The sequence below is a fragment of the Paraliomyxa miuraensis genome (assembly GCF_026337845.1).
GTDB classification, from domain to species: Bacteria; Myxococcota_A; Polyangia; order Nannocystales; family Nannocystaceae; genus Paraliomyxa; species Paraliomyxa miuraensis.
On record NZ_JAOVZF010000152.1, the window covers coordinates 1 to 14,000 of the forward strand.

At 69.6% G+C, this 14,000-nt stretch carries 12 protein-coding genes; 6 read left to right on the forward strand and 6 right to left on the reverse strand.

The genetic code is table 11. The annotated features are described in order from the left end of the window. From OEB96_RS19350 to OEB96_RS19365, 4 genes are all read right to left on the reverse strand, one after another. Nucleotides 1-596 (reverse strand): PilW family protein (locus tag OEB96_RS19350; RefSeq protein WP_266217724.1); only part of this gene is annotated, 596 nt, incomplete at its 3' end. After that, nucleotides 593-1,306: a prepilin-type N-terminal cleavage/methylation domain-containing protein gene (locus OEB96_RS19355; RefSeq protein WP_266217726.1), complete on the reverse strand. Its 714-nt coding sequence runs from the start codon at nt 1,304-1,306 to the stop codon at nt 593-595. The genes OEB96_RS19350 and OEB96_RS19355, both read right to left, overlap by 4 nt. A 5-nt stretch (nt 1,307-1,311) precedes the next feature. Then, nucleotides 1,312-1,932 carry a pilus assembly FimT family protein gene (locus OEB96_RS19360; RefSeq protein WP_266217728.1) on the reverse strand — a complete coding sequence of 207 codons (621 nt, stop codon included), beginning with the start codon at nt 1,930-1,932 and terminating at the stop codon, nt 1,312-1,314. Nucleotides 1,933-2,181: 249 nt separating this feature from the next. Further along, nucleotides 2,182-2,664 carry a hypothetical protein gene (locus OEB96_RS19365; protein ID WP_266217730.1) on the reverse strand — a complete coding sequence of 161 codons (483 nt, stop codon included), beginning with the start codon at nt 2,662-2,664 and terminating at the stop codon, nt 2,182-2,184. A 172-nt stretch (nt 2,665-2,836) separates the two neighbouring features. Between OEB96_RS19365 and OEB96_RS19370 the strand changes: the two genes are divergently transcribed. Together OEB96_RS19370 and OEB96_RS19375 are read left to right on the forward strand one after the other, a co-directional pair. Then, on the forward strand, nt 2,837-4,660 hold the full coding sequence (locus tag OEB96_RS19370; RefSeq protein ID WP_266217732.1) for an AMP-dependent synthetase/ligase: 1,824 nt from the start codon (nt 2,837-2,839) through the stop codon (nt 4,658-4,660). A gap of 241 nt (nt 4,661-4,901) precedes the next feature. Further along, the gene (locus OEB96_RS19375; RefSeq protein ID WP_266217734.1) at nt 4,902-5,951 is read left to right on the forward strand and encodes an FHA domain-containing protein; all 1,050 of its coding nucleotides are present in this window, start codon (nt 4,902-4,904) and stop codon (nt 5,949-5,951) included. Between the two features lie 76 nt (nt 5,952-6,027). Here OEB96_RS19375 and OEB96_RS19380 read toward each other — a convergent pair whose 3' ends face one another. Then, nucleotides 6,028-6,651, reverse strand: a complete 624-nt coding sequence (locus tag OEB96_RS19380; protein WP_266217736.1) for a hypothetical protein — start codon at nt 6,649-6,651, stop codon at nt 6,028-6,030. Nucleotides 6,652-6,776: 125 nt separating this feature from the next. Between OEB96_RS19380 and OEB96_RS19385 the strand changes: the two genes are divergently transcribed. The 4 genes from OEB96_RS19385 (at nt 6,777) to OEB96_RS19400 (ending at nt 12,573) form a co-directional block, all read left to right on the forward strand. Then, complete coding sequence (locus OEB96_RS19385) at nt 6,777-7,529, forward strand: tetratricopeptide repeat protein (protein ID WP_266217737.1); 753 nt, start codon at nt 6,777-6,779, stop codon at nt 7,527-7,529. A 42-nt stretch (nt 7,530-7,571) separates the two neighbouring features. Further along, the gene (locus OEB96_RS19390) at nt 7,572-8,795 is read left to right on the forward strand and encodes an ArsB/NhaD family transporter (RefSeq protein WP_266217739.1); all 1,224 of its coding nucleotides are present in this window, start codon (nt 7,572-7,574) and stop codon (nt 8,793-8,795) included. A gap of 71 nt (nt 8,796-8,866) precedes the next feature. Then, the gene (locus OEB96_RS19395) at nt 8,867-10,726 is read left to right on the forward strand and encodes a DUF2330 domain-containing protein (protein ID WP_266217741.1); all 1,860 of its coding nucleotides are present in this window, start codon (nt 8,867-8,869) and stop codon (nt 10,724-10,726) included. Nucleotides 10,727-10,761: 35 nt separating this feature from the next. Further along, the gene (locus OEB96_RS19400; protein WP_266217743.1) at nt 10,762-12,573 is read left to right on the forward strand and encodes a DUF2330 domain-containing protein; all 1,812 of its coding nucleotides are present in this window, start codon (nt 10,762-10,764) and stop codon (nt 12,571-12,573) included. Here the strand turns inward: OEB96_RS19400 and OEB96_RS19405 are convergent. Beyond that, nucleotides 12,546-13,970, reverse strand: coding sequence for a hypothetical protein (locus tag OEB96_RS19405; protein WP_266217745.1), 1,425 nt, complete (start codon nt 13,968-13,970; stop codon nt 12,546-12,548). The two genes, OEB96_RS19400 and OEB96_RS19405, sit on opposite strands and share 28 nt — an antisense overlap. Nucleotides 13,971-14,000: the final 30 nt, after the last annotated feature.

Genomic DNA, 14,000 nt, shown 5'->3' on the forward strand with positions numbered 1-14,000 from the left:
GGGAGCAGCTGCTGCACCTGCGCGACATGATTGGCGTCGGCGTTGCTGAGCATCGCCGAGCTGCGGATCGTCATCGTCGTGTCCGCCGCTCCGATCGGCGCCGCGAGCTGGAACACGCCGTACGACCCTGTGTACGTGTCGTCGCCGAGGATCACGTCGAAGCTGTCGGCCACGCTCTGTGGCGATGCCGAGCTCGCCACGTCGCCCGGTAGGTCGCCGCCGATGCTGCTGTTCCAGTGCGCCTGCAGCCCGTCGCGCAAGACCCAGTAGGCCTCGCCGGTCACCGCGTCCCGGACCGCCAGGGTTGGGTCCGCCACCGCCCCGGGATTGATCAGCAGCCCGGCGCTCGAGTCCCACACCCGTAGCTCGCTGCAGATCCTCGCGTGGCCCAGGCCCGCGCTGCGCACGTCCTGGGCCATCGTCCACATCGCGCCCTCGAGCGCCTGCTGCACCCGAACGTTGCGCTCGTGCAGCCCCGCCGTCGACTGCTGGATCGCCGAGAACGCATAGACCCCCAGCACCACGATGGCCGACACGACCATCGCCACCATCAGCTCGATGAGGGTGAACCCCGCCTGCGCTCGACGACGACTCATGGCCCGGTCCCTCCATCGTCGCTCGCCACCAGCACCACGTCGTTGACCCGCACCGTTCGCAGCCGCACGTTGCCCACGTAGGGGCGAAACTCCGGATCCTGCGGGTCGGTCATCGCCGGCACCAGGTCGGTGACCTGCAAGCCCTCGGGGGGCGGATACCCGGGGTTGGTGTGATCGATCCACAGCACCACCACCTCGAGCTCCAGCGCGTTGACCTGCCCGATCTCGTTGTCGGGATCGAGCGGATCGACGCTGGGAGGGTTGCCCGGCACGGCGCCCGGCGTGGTGACCCAGTCCACCCGGCGAAACACCAAGAAGCTCCCGCGCACCTCGCCGACCACCGCCTCGTCGTCGGGAATGTCGGCGGGCGGGCGGCTCATGCTGCGCTGTCGCTCGTTGGCCGCCACCAGCTGGTCGTCGTAGGGAAACGATGGGTTGGCGTTGCCCGCGAAGTCCTGCGACAGCAGCTGCAAGAAGCCCTTCCCGTAGAGGTCCGCCATCGTCTCCTGGGCGATCCGCTCGCCCTCGCGAAGCTCTCGCGAGGCCCGCTGCGACTCGATGCTGCGGGACTCCAGCGCCACCAGCCCCACCACCGAGATCGCGAACACGGCCAGTGCCACCAGCACCTCCATCAAGGTGAAGCCGGCCTGACCACGATCGGCCCGAACACGACCGGCCCGACCGCGCGCTCGCATCGCTCGTCGTGCCATGCCGCTCATGATCCCACCTCGTCGAACGTTCGGATGAGTCCCCCGGGGAACACCTGCACCAGCGCATACGACAGCTCGCCCGCCACCGTGCGGTCGCCGATCCACAGCGTCACCCCGGCGTTGGGCACCACGCTGAAGGCATTGTTGGGGTCGCTGAAGGTCCCGTCCGGCTCGAACCGCAGCGTCTGCACCCCGGGCAGGCAGTCGTCGGGCGGCAGCACGTTCTGCGCCTGCGCGGGCGTCTGCACCCCCGTGCCCAGCCCGAAGATGCAGACCTTGGCATCGTCGAGCAGCAGCGCATCGCGCTGGACGGTCATCGCCACGCGCTCGAACAGCTCCCAGGTCTCGGTCACGGGGTTCCATGCCGTCAGCGTCATCGAGGTCGCATCCACGTCGACCCGCACCGGCGTCTGCTCGTCGATCGCATGGTTGCGGGCCTGGGTGATCGCACCGTGCACCGCCGACACGAAGCGTTTGCGCTGCCCCTCCTCCTCGTTGCGACGAAAGCCCGCGAACGCGGCCACTGCCACCAGCACCAGCACCGAGAGCGTCACCATCAGCTCGATGAGCGTGAACCCGCGCTCGAGGGCCCGGGGCTCGGGGCTCACCGTGCAACGGCTGCGCATGCCCGCAATCCCTTGCGTAGGGGAACGCCGAGCGTGGCCGCGCGAGGCCGACCATTCGAACGCGAAAGCATGGAACATCATTGCTGACCGAGACCTCCGACCCATGCGAGCGATCGCGCCCGGGACTGCCCCGGGCCGTCCCCGCGATGCAAGTGCAACGGTCGTGCCGTCGCCGCGACGCGCGTCGGCGACCCGCCACCGGGATCGCGCATCGGAGCGGAGCGAGGAATCCCGGTCGTGGCCGAGGCGCTACTGCGCCTTGAAGCAATCGGGGTGGGTCATGGCGGCGCCGTCCATCGCAGCCTTGCAGCTGGTGGCGATGCCGGCCTTGCCGTCGGGGTTGGCCTCGACGGAGTCCTTCCAGCCCTTGGCCACCGTCTCGAAGCCGGTCTTGGCCGCGGCCGCGGCCGTCGCATCCATGCCCTCGATGCACTTGCTCATCTTGGCGATGTACTCGTCGCACTCGGGCACGCCGATCGACTCGACCACCGCGGCACCGCCGTCGGCGGCCGCACCATCGGCGGCTGCACCATCGGCGGCTGCACCACCATCGGCCTTGGCGTCCGCCGCGACGTCGTCGGCCTTCTTCTCGTCGGCCTTCTTCTCGTCGGCCTTGACCTCGGCCTTCTTCTCGTCGGCCTTCTCTTCACCGGCCTTTTCGTCGCACGCCGGAGCCACCAGCAGGCAGAGGGCCGACAAGGCGCCGAGGACGAGCTTGGAGGTGTCGTTCATCGCGTTTCGTACTCCCGAGGGGGGCCGTCGAGCCGAAGACTCTACGCCAGGTCGTGCGGGGGCTCAAACCGCCGTGGTGCCTGAGCGCCTGTCTAGTGCCCGTGAACGTCATTGTGCCCGAGATTGCGCCACCCGTACGCCGATGCCCGCTTTCCTGCTAGGGATCGGGTCCATGAGCAAGCACGAGACCGTCGCCGATGTGTTCCTGCACCGCGTGAGCGAGTCCGCCAGCGAGGTGGCGTTCCAGTTCCCCAAGGGGAGCGGCTGGGACACGCTCACCTGGAAGCAGACCGGGGACCGAGTGCGTCGGATCTCGATGGGGCTGCAGGCGCTGGGCCTTCGACCCGAGGAGCGCTGCGCGATCCTCAGCACCACGCGCATCGAGTGGATCCTGGCCGATCTGGGGATCCTCTGCGCCGCCGGAGCCACGACCACGGTGTACCCGTCGAACACGCCGGCCGAGTGCCACTTCATCCTCGACGACAGCCAGACCCGGTTCGTGTTCGCCGAGGATGCCGAGCAGGTGGCCAAGCTCGTGGAGATCCGCGATCGGCTGCCGAAGCTCGAGAAGGTGATCGCGTTCGAGTCCGCCGCCAAGCCCAAGGGGGCCGCAGCGGACTGGGTGATCTCGCTCGAAGACCTCGAGGCGCTCGGCCGTGGCCACGACGAGGCCAACCCCGAGCAGTACGAGGCGACGATCGAGGCCATCGAGCCCACGCACCTGGCCACGCTCATCTACACGTCGGGCACCACCGGGCAGCCCAAGGGGGTCGAGCTGCTGCACGAATGCTGGGTGTTCACCGGCGACGGCGTCGCCGAGATCGGCATGCTGACCAAGGACGACCACCAGTACCTGTGGCTGCCGCTGAGCCACTCGTTCGGCAAGGTGCTCGAGTCGACCCAGCTGCGGATCGGCTTTCGCACCACCATCGACGGGCGGATCCCCAAGCTGGTCGAGAACCTCGCGGTCGTGCAGCCCACGTTCATGGCCGCGGCGCCGCGGATCTTCGAGAAGGTCTACAACAAGGTGGTCACGGGCGCGCAGGCGAGCCCCGTGAAGTGGAAGATCTTCCGCTGGGCCCTGGGGGTGGGACGCCGGGCCTCCGCGCTGCGGCAGAAGCGGCAGGAGCCCGCGGGGCTGCTGGCCCTGCAGCTGCGGCTCGCCGACAAGCTGGTGTTCTCGAAGCTGCGGGCGCGCTTCGGCGGCAAGATCCGGTTCTTCATCTCGGGCAGCGCCCCGCTGTCGCGCGAGATGGCCGAGTTCTTCCATGCGGCCGGGATCATCATCTACGAGGGCTATGGGCTCACCGAGTCGAGCGCGGCCTCGTTCGTCAACCGGCCCGACTCGTTCGAGTTCGGCTCGGTGGGACGCCCCGTGTCGGGGGTGAAGGTGAAGATCGATCCCGACAACGGCGAGGTCCTGCTGGGCGGCCGCGGGATCATGCGCGGCTACCACAACAAGCCCGAGGCCACCGCGGATGCCCTCGACGGCGAGGGCTGGCTGCACACCGGCGACGTGGGGGAGATGACCGCGGCCGGCAACCTCAAGATCACCGATCGCATCAAGGACCTCATCAAGACGTCGGGTGGCAAGTACGTGGCGCCGCAGAACCTGGAGGGGCGGCTCAAGGCGCAGTGCCCCTACATCAGCCAGGTGATCGTGCACGGCAACAACCGCAACTTCTGCACCGCGCTCATCACCCTCGACGAGGAGTCGATCGGGGCCTGGAAGGCCGAGCAGGGCCTGGGCGACGTGCCCTACGCCAAGCTCGGCGAGCAGGCGGCGGTGCACCAGATGCTGCAGGAGGCCGTCGACCGCCTCAACGCCGAGCTGGCCTCGTACGAGACCATCAAGAAGTTCGCGGTGCTGCCCAAGGACCTGACGGTCGAGGGGGGCGAGCTGACCGCGAGCCTCAAGGTCAAGCGCAAGGTGGTCGAGAAGGAGTACGCCGAGGTGCTCGACGGCTTCTACGAGGGCTCGATCCAGAAGGTCTGACTCGCCGCGGCAACGGTGCTCGCCGACGGGCCCGGGGTCAGCGGCGGTCGTTCTTGGCCCGACGCTCCCGGAGCTCGAGCCCGAGCGAGATTGGTCGCCTCGGCCGAGGTAATGCTGCTTGCATGATCCCCGAGAGGTGAACCATTCGTGCGTTTCGGCGGCGATGGTTTGCCTGGCTCGGACGCGCCGGCCAGGTTCGATCGCCGTGCAGCCGCGCAGGGCTTTCTGTTATCGTGACGTCATGGCCGACGCCATTACGGGATCGTCGGGAAGCCGGGCGTACGACAACCCTGCCACCGTGATCATGCGTCCCGGTCGGGAGGATGCGTCCGTATCCTTCGAGCGCTCGTTCATCGCCAGCTACGAGCGGCTGCGCCGGGAGTGTGAGTGTTTCCCTCATCCTGGCGTGGTGATCGTGGCCGTCGACGCCCACGGCGGCGGCTTCCGTGGCAGCCTGAGCGTGGCTGCAGATCCCACGGCATCGCGCTCGGTGATCGTGGGCCGCCACTCCCAGGCCGATCTCTTCCTCGATGCCGATCCGGCGCTGTCGCTGCGTCACCTCGCGGTGGTGGTGGGCCCGGCTCGTCGCGGCGAGGAGGTGTGCCTGCGCCTCATCGATCTGCGCACGTCCACCGGCTTCGAAGACGAGCACGGGCAGCGCTACGAGTCGCTCACCAGCACCGGCTCGCTGTTCGTGCGTTGCGCCAACTACGTGCTGTTCTTCCTGGTCACCGGGACCGCGAGCCGATGGCCCGACGATCCGCGGCAGGGGTGGCGTCGGTTCCCCGATCGGGTCTACGTGGAGGCCGAGCCGAGCAATTCGTCGGGCCCGCTGCCGCTGGGTCCCGACGTCACGGTCGCGGTGCACCCCAGGGGCACGTCGCTGACCATCGACAGCACGATCGTACGCCGGTTGCCAGGCCCCGTGCTCGGGCGACGCTGCATGCTCGTGCCCGACGAGGACCCGATGGGGACCCTGCTCGTCACCACCCAGCAGGGAGTGCAGGTGCTGGTGGTGGGTCGGCAGGCGCTCTCGCGCGGCGTGATGCTGGGACGCTATGCACGCTGCGACATGAGCAACCGTCCCGAGCTGCTCGTCGACGACAGCGTGTCGCGGGTGCACCTGCTCGTGCTCCGGCTCGTCGACGGGCTCTACGCGATCGACACCGCGAGCCGCCACGGCACGCGCGCGAGCGACGAGCCCACCCCCATTCGCATGACGCCGCTGCGTGCGGGACGAGTGCTGGTGCTGGGGCAGGGGACCGCGCGCGTGAGCTGGAAGCCGGCCTGAGTCTCGCCCGAGCCGCCTTCACCGAGGCCGGCCTCGTGCCCGTCGGTGGATCGACGCTCGCGGGAGCGAGGCGCCGTCAGACGCACACCGGTGAGTCGATGGGGAGGTGCGGGCAGTGGACCCCGGGATCGAGCGAGGCGACCGTCAGGTGATACATGCGGCAAGCAAAGCTGTCGCCGCTGACCACGGAGGCGTTGTACTCGACGTCGTCGGGGAACTGCATGCAGTCGGCCAGGCACGACGGGACGTCGGGCCACTGCGCATCGTCGCCGACGCAGACGGACATGGCCAGGCCACAGAACACCTCGCACTCGGCTCCGCACACGCCGTCGCCGGTGGGCCCTCCGGCCCCGCAGAACGTGTCGGGAGCCTCCGACGCCTGCACGGACTGGAAGCGGCGGCAGCCCACGGAGTTGCCGAGCTGATCCTCGGGACTGCCGGGAGGGAGGTCGGCGCACACGGCCAGGCAGACCGCCTCGCTCGTGTACTGTGTCTGCTCGGCCGAGCACACGTCTTGGATCAGGCCGCAGTACTCGGGACACACGTCGACCTCGCCGGTCGAGCCGTCGGCGGCCGTTCCCGCGGTCGTCCCCTCGGTGGTGCCGGAGGTCGAGTCGTCGCCGACGTCGGTGGGGACTTCGAAGCAGCCCACCGTGGCGAGCGAGGTTGCGAATACGAGCAAGAGGGGGCCAAGGCGCATGGCGGGACTCTAGCATGCCCAGCCCGCTGGACCGGCGTCGCGACCGTGTCGGGGCGGCCGAAAGGCCCGAGGTGGGGGATGGATCGCAGGACATCGAGCCCTCGTTCGTGATATCAAGCCGCGCCATGACCAAGTCCGGCCTTGCGGTGTGCTGTGCCCTGCTCGTTCTCGCGTGCACCAAGCAATCGGTGGACACGTCCACGCCCACACCGCCGCCCGAGCCGGTGGTGACGACCGAGCCGGAGCCGGAGCCCGAGCCGGAGCCGGAGCCCGAGGATCAGCGAACGCTGCAGGCTCGCGCCTGCGACGAGGAGGGCAACGCCCAGGCCTGCACCGCGCTGGCGGTCAAGTGGCAAAAGGGGCAAGAGGGCCCGCAGGACCCGGCCAAGGCGCGCGAGTACTACCAAAAGGGCTGTGATGGTGGTCATGAAATCGGCTGCTTCAATCTCGCCCTGATGCTCGAGACCGATGAAGGCGGCGACCCCGATCCCGTCGAGGCGCTCGCGCTGCACTCGAAGGTGTGCGAGGGCGAGATCCCCGAGGCCTGCTTCAACGCGGCGGTGCTGCTCGAGAGCGGCAAGGCGGGTGAGCCCGACTCGGCCAAGGCACGTGGCTACTATCAGAAGCTGTGTGATGGTGGTGCGCAGGCGGGCTGCGTCTCGGTGGGCCGCATGGCGATGCTGGGCGAGGGCGGCGAGAAGAACCCCAAGAAGGCGCGCGAGCTGTTCGATGCCGCCTGCGAGGCCAACGATCCCAGCGGCTGCTACTTCATGGCGCTGGCCTGGGAGAAGGGCGTGGGCGGCAAGCGGGACAAGAAGAAGGCCGGCGAGTACAAGCAGCGCGCATGTGACGGTGGCTACCAGCCCGCCTGCGGCTGAAGCGGTTCTCGGCCCGACGAAAGAAGACCCACCAGCACGCCCATGCAATCGCTCGGCGTGGTGTTGTTCGCGATCACCTATGCCGTGATCTCGGCCCGACGGCTGCGGTGGCTGCCGCTCGATCGGCCGGCGGGCGCGTTGCTGGGTGCGGTGGCCTGCGTGGCCACGGGGGCGGTCGGAACCAGCGAGGCGCTCGCGGCCATCGATGGCGCCACCTTGCTGCTGCTGTTCGGCGTGATGGGCATGGGGGCGTTCCTCGCCCGCGATGGGTTCTTCGAGGACGCCGAGCGCTGGTTGGTGGCGCGTGCTCGGACCCCGGCGCGCCTCCTGGGCTGGGTGGTGTGGGGCGCCGGTGGGCTCTCGGCGCTCATCACCAACGATGCGGTGTGCGTGCTGGTGGCTCCCTTGCTCGTGCGGATGATCCAGCGCCATCGCCTGCCGGCCTTGCCGTTCCTGCTGGCGCTGTCCACCGCGGCCAACACGGGCAGCGTGGCCACCTTGGTGGGCAACCCCCAGAACATGCTGTGTGGTCTGCTCGGTGAGCTGCCGTTCGGGATCTTCCTGCTGCACATGGCGCCGGTCGCGGTGATCGGCCTGGCGATCGATCATGCGCTGTTGTGGCTGCTGTTTCGCGGCGTGCTCGCCGAGCGGGGCCTCGAGGCGGCCGACTCCGAGCCCGTGGCTTCGCATGGTCGCTGGTGGATCACGGTGGCGGTGCTGGGAGCGACCTCGATCGCCTACGTGGTCGGAGCCCCGCTGGCCTGGACCGCCGTGTCCGGCTTTGCGCTGCTCACCGTGCTCCACCGCACCGATACGCGCGCGCTGTGGTCGACGATCGACTGGTCGCTGCTGGTGTTCTTCGCGGGGTTGTTCGTGGTGGTGCAGGCCCTGGTCGACAGCGGCGCGCCCGCGTGGGTCTTTGCCCGCGTTCCGCTGCAGGTGGAGGCAGGCGATCCCGCGGGCTTGCTCGCCAGCGCGGGGATCTTCGTGGCGGGCTCCAACCTCGTCTCCAACGTGCCCTTCATCCTGGTGGTCCGTCAGCCGCTGGAGGCGCTGGCCGATCCCACCCTGGCCTGGGAGCTGCTGGCGATGAGCTCGACCTTCGCGGGCAACCTGACGCTCCTGGGCTCGGTGGCCAACGTGATCGTGGCCGAGGCCGGGCGCGAGGTCGGGGGGATCGGCTTCTTCTCGTTCCTCCGGATCGGCGTTCCGCTCACCCTGCTCACCACTTTGGCGGGCGTGGGCTGGTTGCTGCTCGTCACCTGAGGCGCGCGAGTGCGCAGGTGCCGACTCGAGCTCACTTCGGCTCGAAATTGTGGTCTGCTGGGGACATGACGATGGCTTGGGTACGACGCGCTGGTGTGATCGCGACGATGGCGGCGGGGCTGGCCGTGATGGCGCCGTTGGCCCCGCGCCCGGCACGGGCGTGCGGCGGGACGTTCTGCGACTCCGGTCCCATGTCGATGCCGGTGGAGCAGACGGGCGAGACGATCCTGTTCGTGATCGACGAGGGCTTCGTCGAGGCGCACATCCAGATCCAGTACGATCCGCAGACCAACGCGGAGAAGTTCGCCTGGGTGGTGCCGGTGACGGCGCTGCCGGAGTTCTCGGTGGGCTCGCAGCAGCTGTTCGCCAACCTGCTCGCGACCACCGTGCCCTCGTATGGCTTCTCGGGCTGGAGCGAGCCGTGCGGGGGCACGTTTGGCGACGACGGCTGGGACGGCTGCGACGGTACGGGCGGCGGGGGCGACGACGGCGGGATCAAGCTCGACGTGGGCGGCCCTCCTCCTCCCCCCGACGAGCCCGAGGTGGTGCTCGCCACCACGGTGGGCGCGTTCGAGGTGTTCGTGCTCGACGGCGGTACGGTGCAAGGCGTGATGCAGTGGCTGGGCGACAACGGCTTCGCCCAGGATCCCGCGGCCGAGCCGATCCTGGCCGAGTACCTGGCGGAGGGGCACCTGTTCGTGGCGTTTCGGCTGCAGCAGGACGCCGACGTGGCGGAGATCCACCCGATCGCGCTGCGCTACGCGGGCACCGAGCCGTGCGTGCCGATCCGGCTGACTCGCATCGCGGCGCAGGAGGACATGGACATCCGCGCGCTGTTCCTGGCCGACAGCCGGGTGTCGTCGTCGAACTGGCGCCACGTGACCCTCAATCCGCTGAAGATCGACTGGCTCGGGCTGGGGGTGAATTATCGCGACCTGGTGACGCTGGCGGTGGACGAGCCCGGGGCCAATGGGCACGCGTTCGTGACCGAGTACGCCGGGAGCAGCGAGATCGTCTCGCGCGAGGGGCTGCTGGGTCCGCTGTGGTCTTCGCCGGCCTTTGGCATGGCGCCGACGTCGGTCGAAGCGGCGGTGCTGCTGCTCGACCAGGGGTTCTACGATTTCGACGAGATGGGCGACTGCGTGGCCCAGCACCCGCTCATCGACGGGCTGGTGGCGACCTACCTCCCCGTGCCTCCGGGAACCGATCTGGCGTTGCGGTGCACCGACCCCATCGCCTACGGCAACGCGGCCGATCCCCTGGCGTGGGATCCTGCGGCGTTCGAGGCGGCGCTCGAGGAGCGGATCATCGTACCCGGGCAGCACGCCAACGCGCTGCTCGATGGCTTTGGGTATCTCACGCGGCTCTACACCACGCTGTCGCCGATCGAGATGACCGAGGACCCCATGTTCCATCCCACGCCCGATCTGCCCGAGCAGGCGACGCTGACCTGGCAGGGGCAGCGCAACACCTTCTGCGATGGCAGTGCGAGCTTCGAGCTGCCCGACGGGCGCCTGGTGGCCATGCTCGAGCCGCTCTCGTGGCCCGACATCGCGCCGGGCCAGATGCCGTGGGTGGAGACCATCGAGTACCTGCCCGCCGTCGGAGCGCCGGTGGTGGAGGTGGACAACCGCGATGCGATCGCGGCCCTGCTCGAGGCGTGGAACATGCAGTATGGCCCGCCGCAGTCGCCGTTCTTGGGCTCGTGTCACGGCGAGACCACCGGCGGGCCGGGTGACGGTGGTGCAACGGTCGGCGGACCCCCGACGGGCACCGACACGGAGTCGTCGGGGCCGGGGGCCAATGACGACCTCGGCAAGGGCTGTGGCTGCCGGGGTGGACCGAACGGTCCGGGTGGGGCGGGTGGGCTGGGCCTGGGGCTGCTCCTGCTCGGCGCCCGGGTCCGCTCGCGGCATCGCGAACAAGGGTGAGCCGGTCGGGCCGCCTGATGTGGTCTCATGGGGTGATGCGAATTCCAGCGGCGGTACTGAGTGGGGCGGCGGCGGTGGGGCTGGCCGTGGCGATGCTGAGCGCGCCTCGGCCGGCCGAGGCGTGCGGTGGGACCTTCTGCGATACCGGCCCCGGGTCCATGCCGGTCGACCAGACCGGAGAGACCATCCTGTTCGTGGTCGAAGAGGGCTACATCGAGGCGCACATCCAGATCCAATACGATCCGAACACCAACGCGGAGCAGTTCGCCTGGGTGGTGCCGGTGACGGCGCTGCCGGAATTCTCGGTGGGCTCGCAGCAGCTGTTCCTCGACATGCTCGAGGCCACGGTGCCCACGTACGACTACGACAGCTGGAGGGAGCCCTGCAACTTCGGGGACAGCGGGAACGGCGGGGAGGATGGTTGGGATGGTTGTGACGGCACGGGAGCGGGCGGCGATGGCGGGGACGACGGCGCACACCTCGACGCGGCCTCGTTTCCCGATGATCCCGAGGTGGTGCTGAAGACGACGGTGGGCGCGTTCGAGGTGTTCGTGCTCGACGGGGGTACGGTGCAAGGCGTGATGCAGTGGCTGGGCGACAACGGCTTCGCCCAGGATCCCGCGGCCGAGCCGATCCTGGCCGAGTACCTGGCGGAGGGGCACCTGTTCGTGGCGTTTCGCCTGCAGCAAGAGGCCGACGTGGCGGAGATCCACCCGATCGTGCTGCGCTATGCCGGCGTCGAGCCGTGTGTGCCCATCCGGCTCACGCGCATTGCGGCGCAGGAGGACATGGAGATCCGCGCCCTGTTCCTCGCCGACAGCCGGGTGTCGTCGTCGAACTGGCGGCACGTGACGCTCAACCTGCTGCGGCTCGACTGGCCGCTCTCCGGCACGAACTATCGCGAGCTGGTGACGATGGCGGTGGACGAGCCGGGGGCCAACGGCCACGCGTTCGTGACCGAGTACGCGGGGCCCAGCAGCGTGGTGTCGGGGGCGGACTTGGTGGGTCCGCTGTGGGACTCGGCGCCGTTCGCCACGGCGAGCACCCCGGCCGAGGCGGCACAGCTGCTGTGCGATCAGGTCCTCTACGATTTGGCGGACGCCGGTGGGGCTCAGCACCCCCTGGTCGAGGGTTTGGTGGAGCGCTACTTGCCCGCCGGACCCACGCGATCTCCGGACACGATGTGCGAGGGCCCGGTGTCCTATGGGGACACGGCCGCAGCGTTCGACCCCCTGGCGTGGGATGGCCCCGCATTCGCGGCCGATCTCGAGGCGCGGGTGATCGCTCCCAGTCGGCACGCCCAGGACTTGCTCGAGAGCTTTGGGTATCTCACGCGGCTCTACACCACGCTGTCGCCGATCGAGATGACCGAAGATCCCATGTTTCACCTCACCCCCGACCTGCCCGAGCAGACCACGCTCTCGTGGCGGGGCAGTGGATATCGGTTCTGCGACGGGGCAGAGACCTTCGAGCTTCCCGATGGTCGGCTGGTCGCGCTGCCGCTTGGAGTCTTTGGGTGGCCCCAGATCGCGCCCGAGCAGATGCCGTGGGTGGAGACCATCGAGTACCTGCCCGCGGCGGGGGCTCCGGTGGTCGAGGTCGACCATCGCGATGCGATCGCGGCGCTGCTCGAGGCGTGGAACACCGAGCACGGGCCACCGCGGACGCCGACCTCGGCCTCGTGTCACGGCGGGACGGGGAGCGGGGCGACCGATACGGCCGGAGCCGGCGATGAGGGCGGCGGCAAGGGCTGCGGATGCCGGAGCGAAGGCGCGGCTGGCCCGGGCGGCGCGGTGATGCTCGGGGGGTTGTTGGTGGGCTACCGTCGCCGTCGTCGCCGACGGTGAGGCACGAGCAGCAGCCCGAGCAGGAGGACGGGCGAGAACTCGCGGCGAGGCGGTGAGCACCCGCAGCCCGAGGGCTCGGAGTCGTCGGGTTCCGCCCCCGGGCTCGTGGTGTCGCCGCCCGTCGAGCCGGCGCTGCTGCTGCCCACCGCGGCGGTGGAGCCCGCCTCGGGCTCAGCACCGCTCTCGTCCACGCCCTCGCCGGTGCTGCCCCCGGTGGGCTCGTCGCCGTACGGATCGGGCTCGTCCCAGAACGCATCGTCGTTGACCGGCGGCGGGCCCTGGTTGCCGGTGGAGAAGGCGAAGCTCCATCCTTCGAGCGCCTCGCCGTGGATGGTGGGCAGCCCCGGATCCACCGTCACCACATAGACCTCGTCGGGCAGCAGATCCTCGTCGGGCCGCAGATGCACCACGTGCGACCCATCGCCGTAGAACAGATCGAGGGTCAGCGGCACCTCGGCTCCGCCCGAGTCCACCAGGTGGAAGTACGATGGATCCGGGTCCGGTCCCACCAGCGCGCGGGCAAACACGATCGACACCCACGACTCGATCGACGCCGCCTCGATCGGATGCCCCGCGCCGCCATCGGCCGGATGCGTCCATAGCACCGGTCGCGGCACCGGATCCCCGTGCACCAGCGCCCAGTTGCTCCGCCAGTACCTTCGCACGATCTCCGCCTCGTGCGGCGGGTTTCCGGGGGCCGCCGGATCGTCGTCATGCGCCGCGGCCCACGGAAAGTCGGCCTCCGCGTCGGCCACCTGCACGGGGTCGGTGGCCAGCGCGTTGACGGCTGCGATCGCCACGCCCACGAAGCCGAGCTGCTGCTCCATGCTCGACTCTTCGATGGTGACCCCCACGATGCTCGCGAACAGCTCGAGCAGCGGCCCCACCGGCACCCAGGCCTGCGGCGGCGCTCCCGGTCCCGTGGTGGCGGCCCACATCACGTCGGTGTCCTGGTCGAACTCGCTGTGATCCCCGGGCTCGTAGAACCTCGAGCGCTCGAAGAACATCGCGTCGTAGCTCTGGTCGGCGAGCCCATGCGAGCTCAGCCCCAGGTAGAACGCCAGGTGCTGGCGCGCCTCCTCCGACCACGGTGGCGCGTAGTTGGCGACGATCCACTGGCGATAGGCGTCCTGGACGGGCTCCCAGTGCGAGGCCTCGCCGGCCTCGCGCTCCTCGGTGGTGGCGCCGGGGGTATAGCCCCAGTCGGGGTACATGGTGCCCGTGTCGAGCATGGGCAGCAGCGCCGGGTCGCTCACCAGCCCGTGCAGCGAGCCTCCGACCGGAGTCCCCGCGATGGCGGCTCGTGACACCCACTGGTGGGAGACGTTGCCGTTGGCCGAGGCGAGGGTGGGAGCGCCCGCGAGGGCGAGCACGACGAGCAGGTGAGCGCGAGGCATGGATGCGCGTCCACCGTATCGGACCGGTCG

Coding starts and splice junctions, on each gene's coding strand:
- OEB96_RS19355 (WP_266217726.1), bottom strand. CDS start 1,306: ATGGCACGACGAGCGATGCGAGCGCGCGGTCGGGCCGGTCGTGTTCGG.
- OEB96_RS19390 (WP_266217739.1), top strand. CDS start 7,572: ATGCAATCGCTCGGCGTGGTGTTGTTCGCGATCACCTATGCCGTGATC.
- OEB96_RS19375 (WP_266217734.1), top strand. CDS start 4,902: ATGGCCGACGCCATTACGGGATCGTCGGGAAGCCGGGCGTACGACAAC.
- OEB96_RS19400 (WP_266217743.1), top strand. CDS start 10,762: ATGCGAATTCCAGCGGCGGTACTGAGTGGGGCGGCGGCGGTGGGGCTG.
- OEB96_RS19395 (WP_266217741.1), top strand. CDS start 8,867: ATGGCTTGGGTACGACGCGCTGGTGTGATCGCGACGATGGCGGCGGGG.
- OEB96_RS19405 (WP_266217745.1), bottom strand. CDS start 13,970: ATGCCTCGCGCTCACCTGCTCGTCGTGCTCGCCCTCGCGGGCGCTCCC.
- OEB96_RS19360 (WP_266217728.1), bottom strand. CDS start 1,932: ATGCGCAGCCGTTGCACGGTGAGCCCCGAGCCCCGGGCCCTCGAGCGC.
- OEB96_RS19385 (WP_266217737.1), top strand. CDS start 6,777: ATGACCAAGTCCGGCCTTGCGGTGTGCTGTGCCCTGCTCGTTCTCGCG.
- OEB96_RS19380 (WP_266217736.1), bottom strand. CDS start 6,651: ATGCGCCTTGGCCCCCTCTTGCTCGTATTCGCAACCTCGCTCGCCACG.
- OEB96_RS19370 (WP_266217732.1), top strand. CDS start 2,837: ATGAGCAAGCACGAGACCGTCGCCGATGTGTTCCTGCACCGCGTGAGC.
- OEB96_RS19365 (WP_266217730.1), bottom strand. CDS start 2,664: ATGAACGACACCTCCAAGCTCGTCCTCGGCGCCTTGTCGGCCCTCTGC.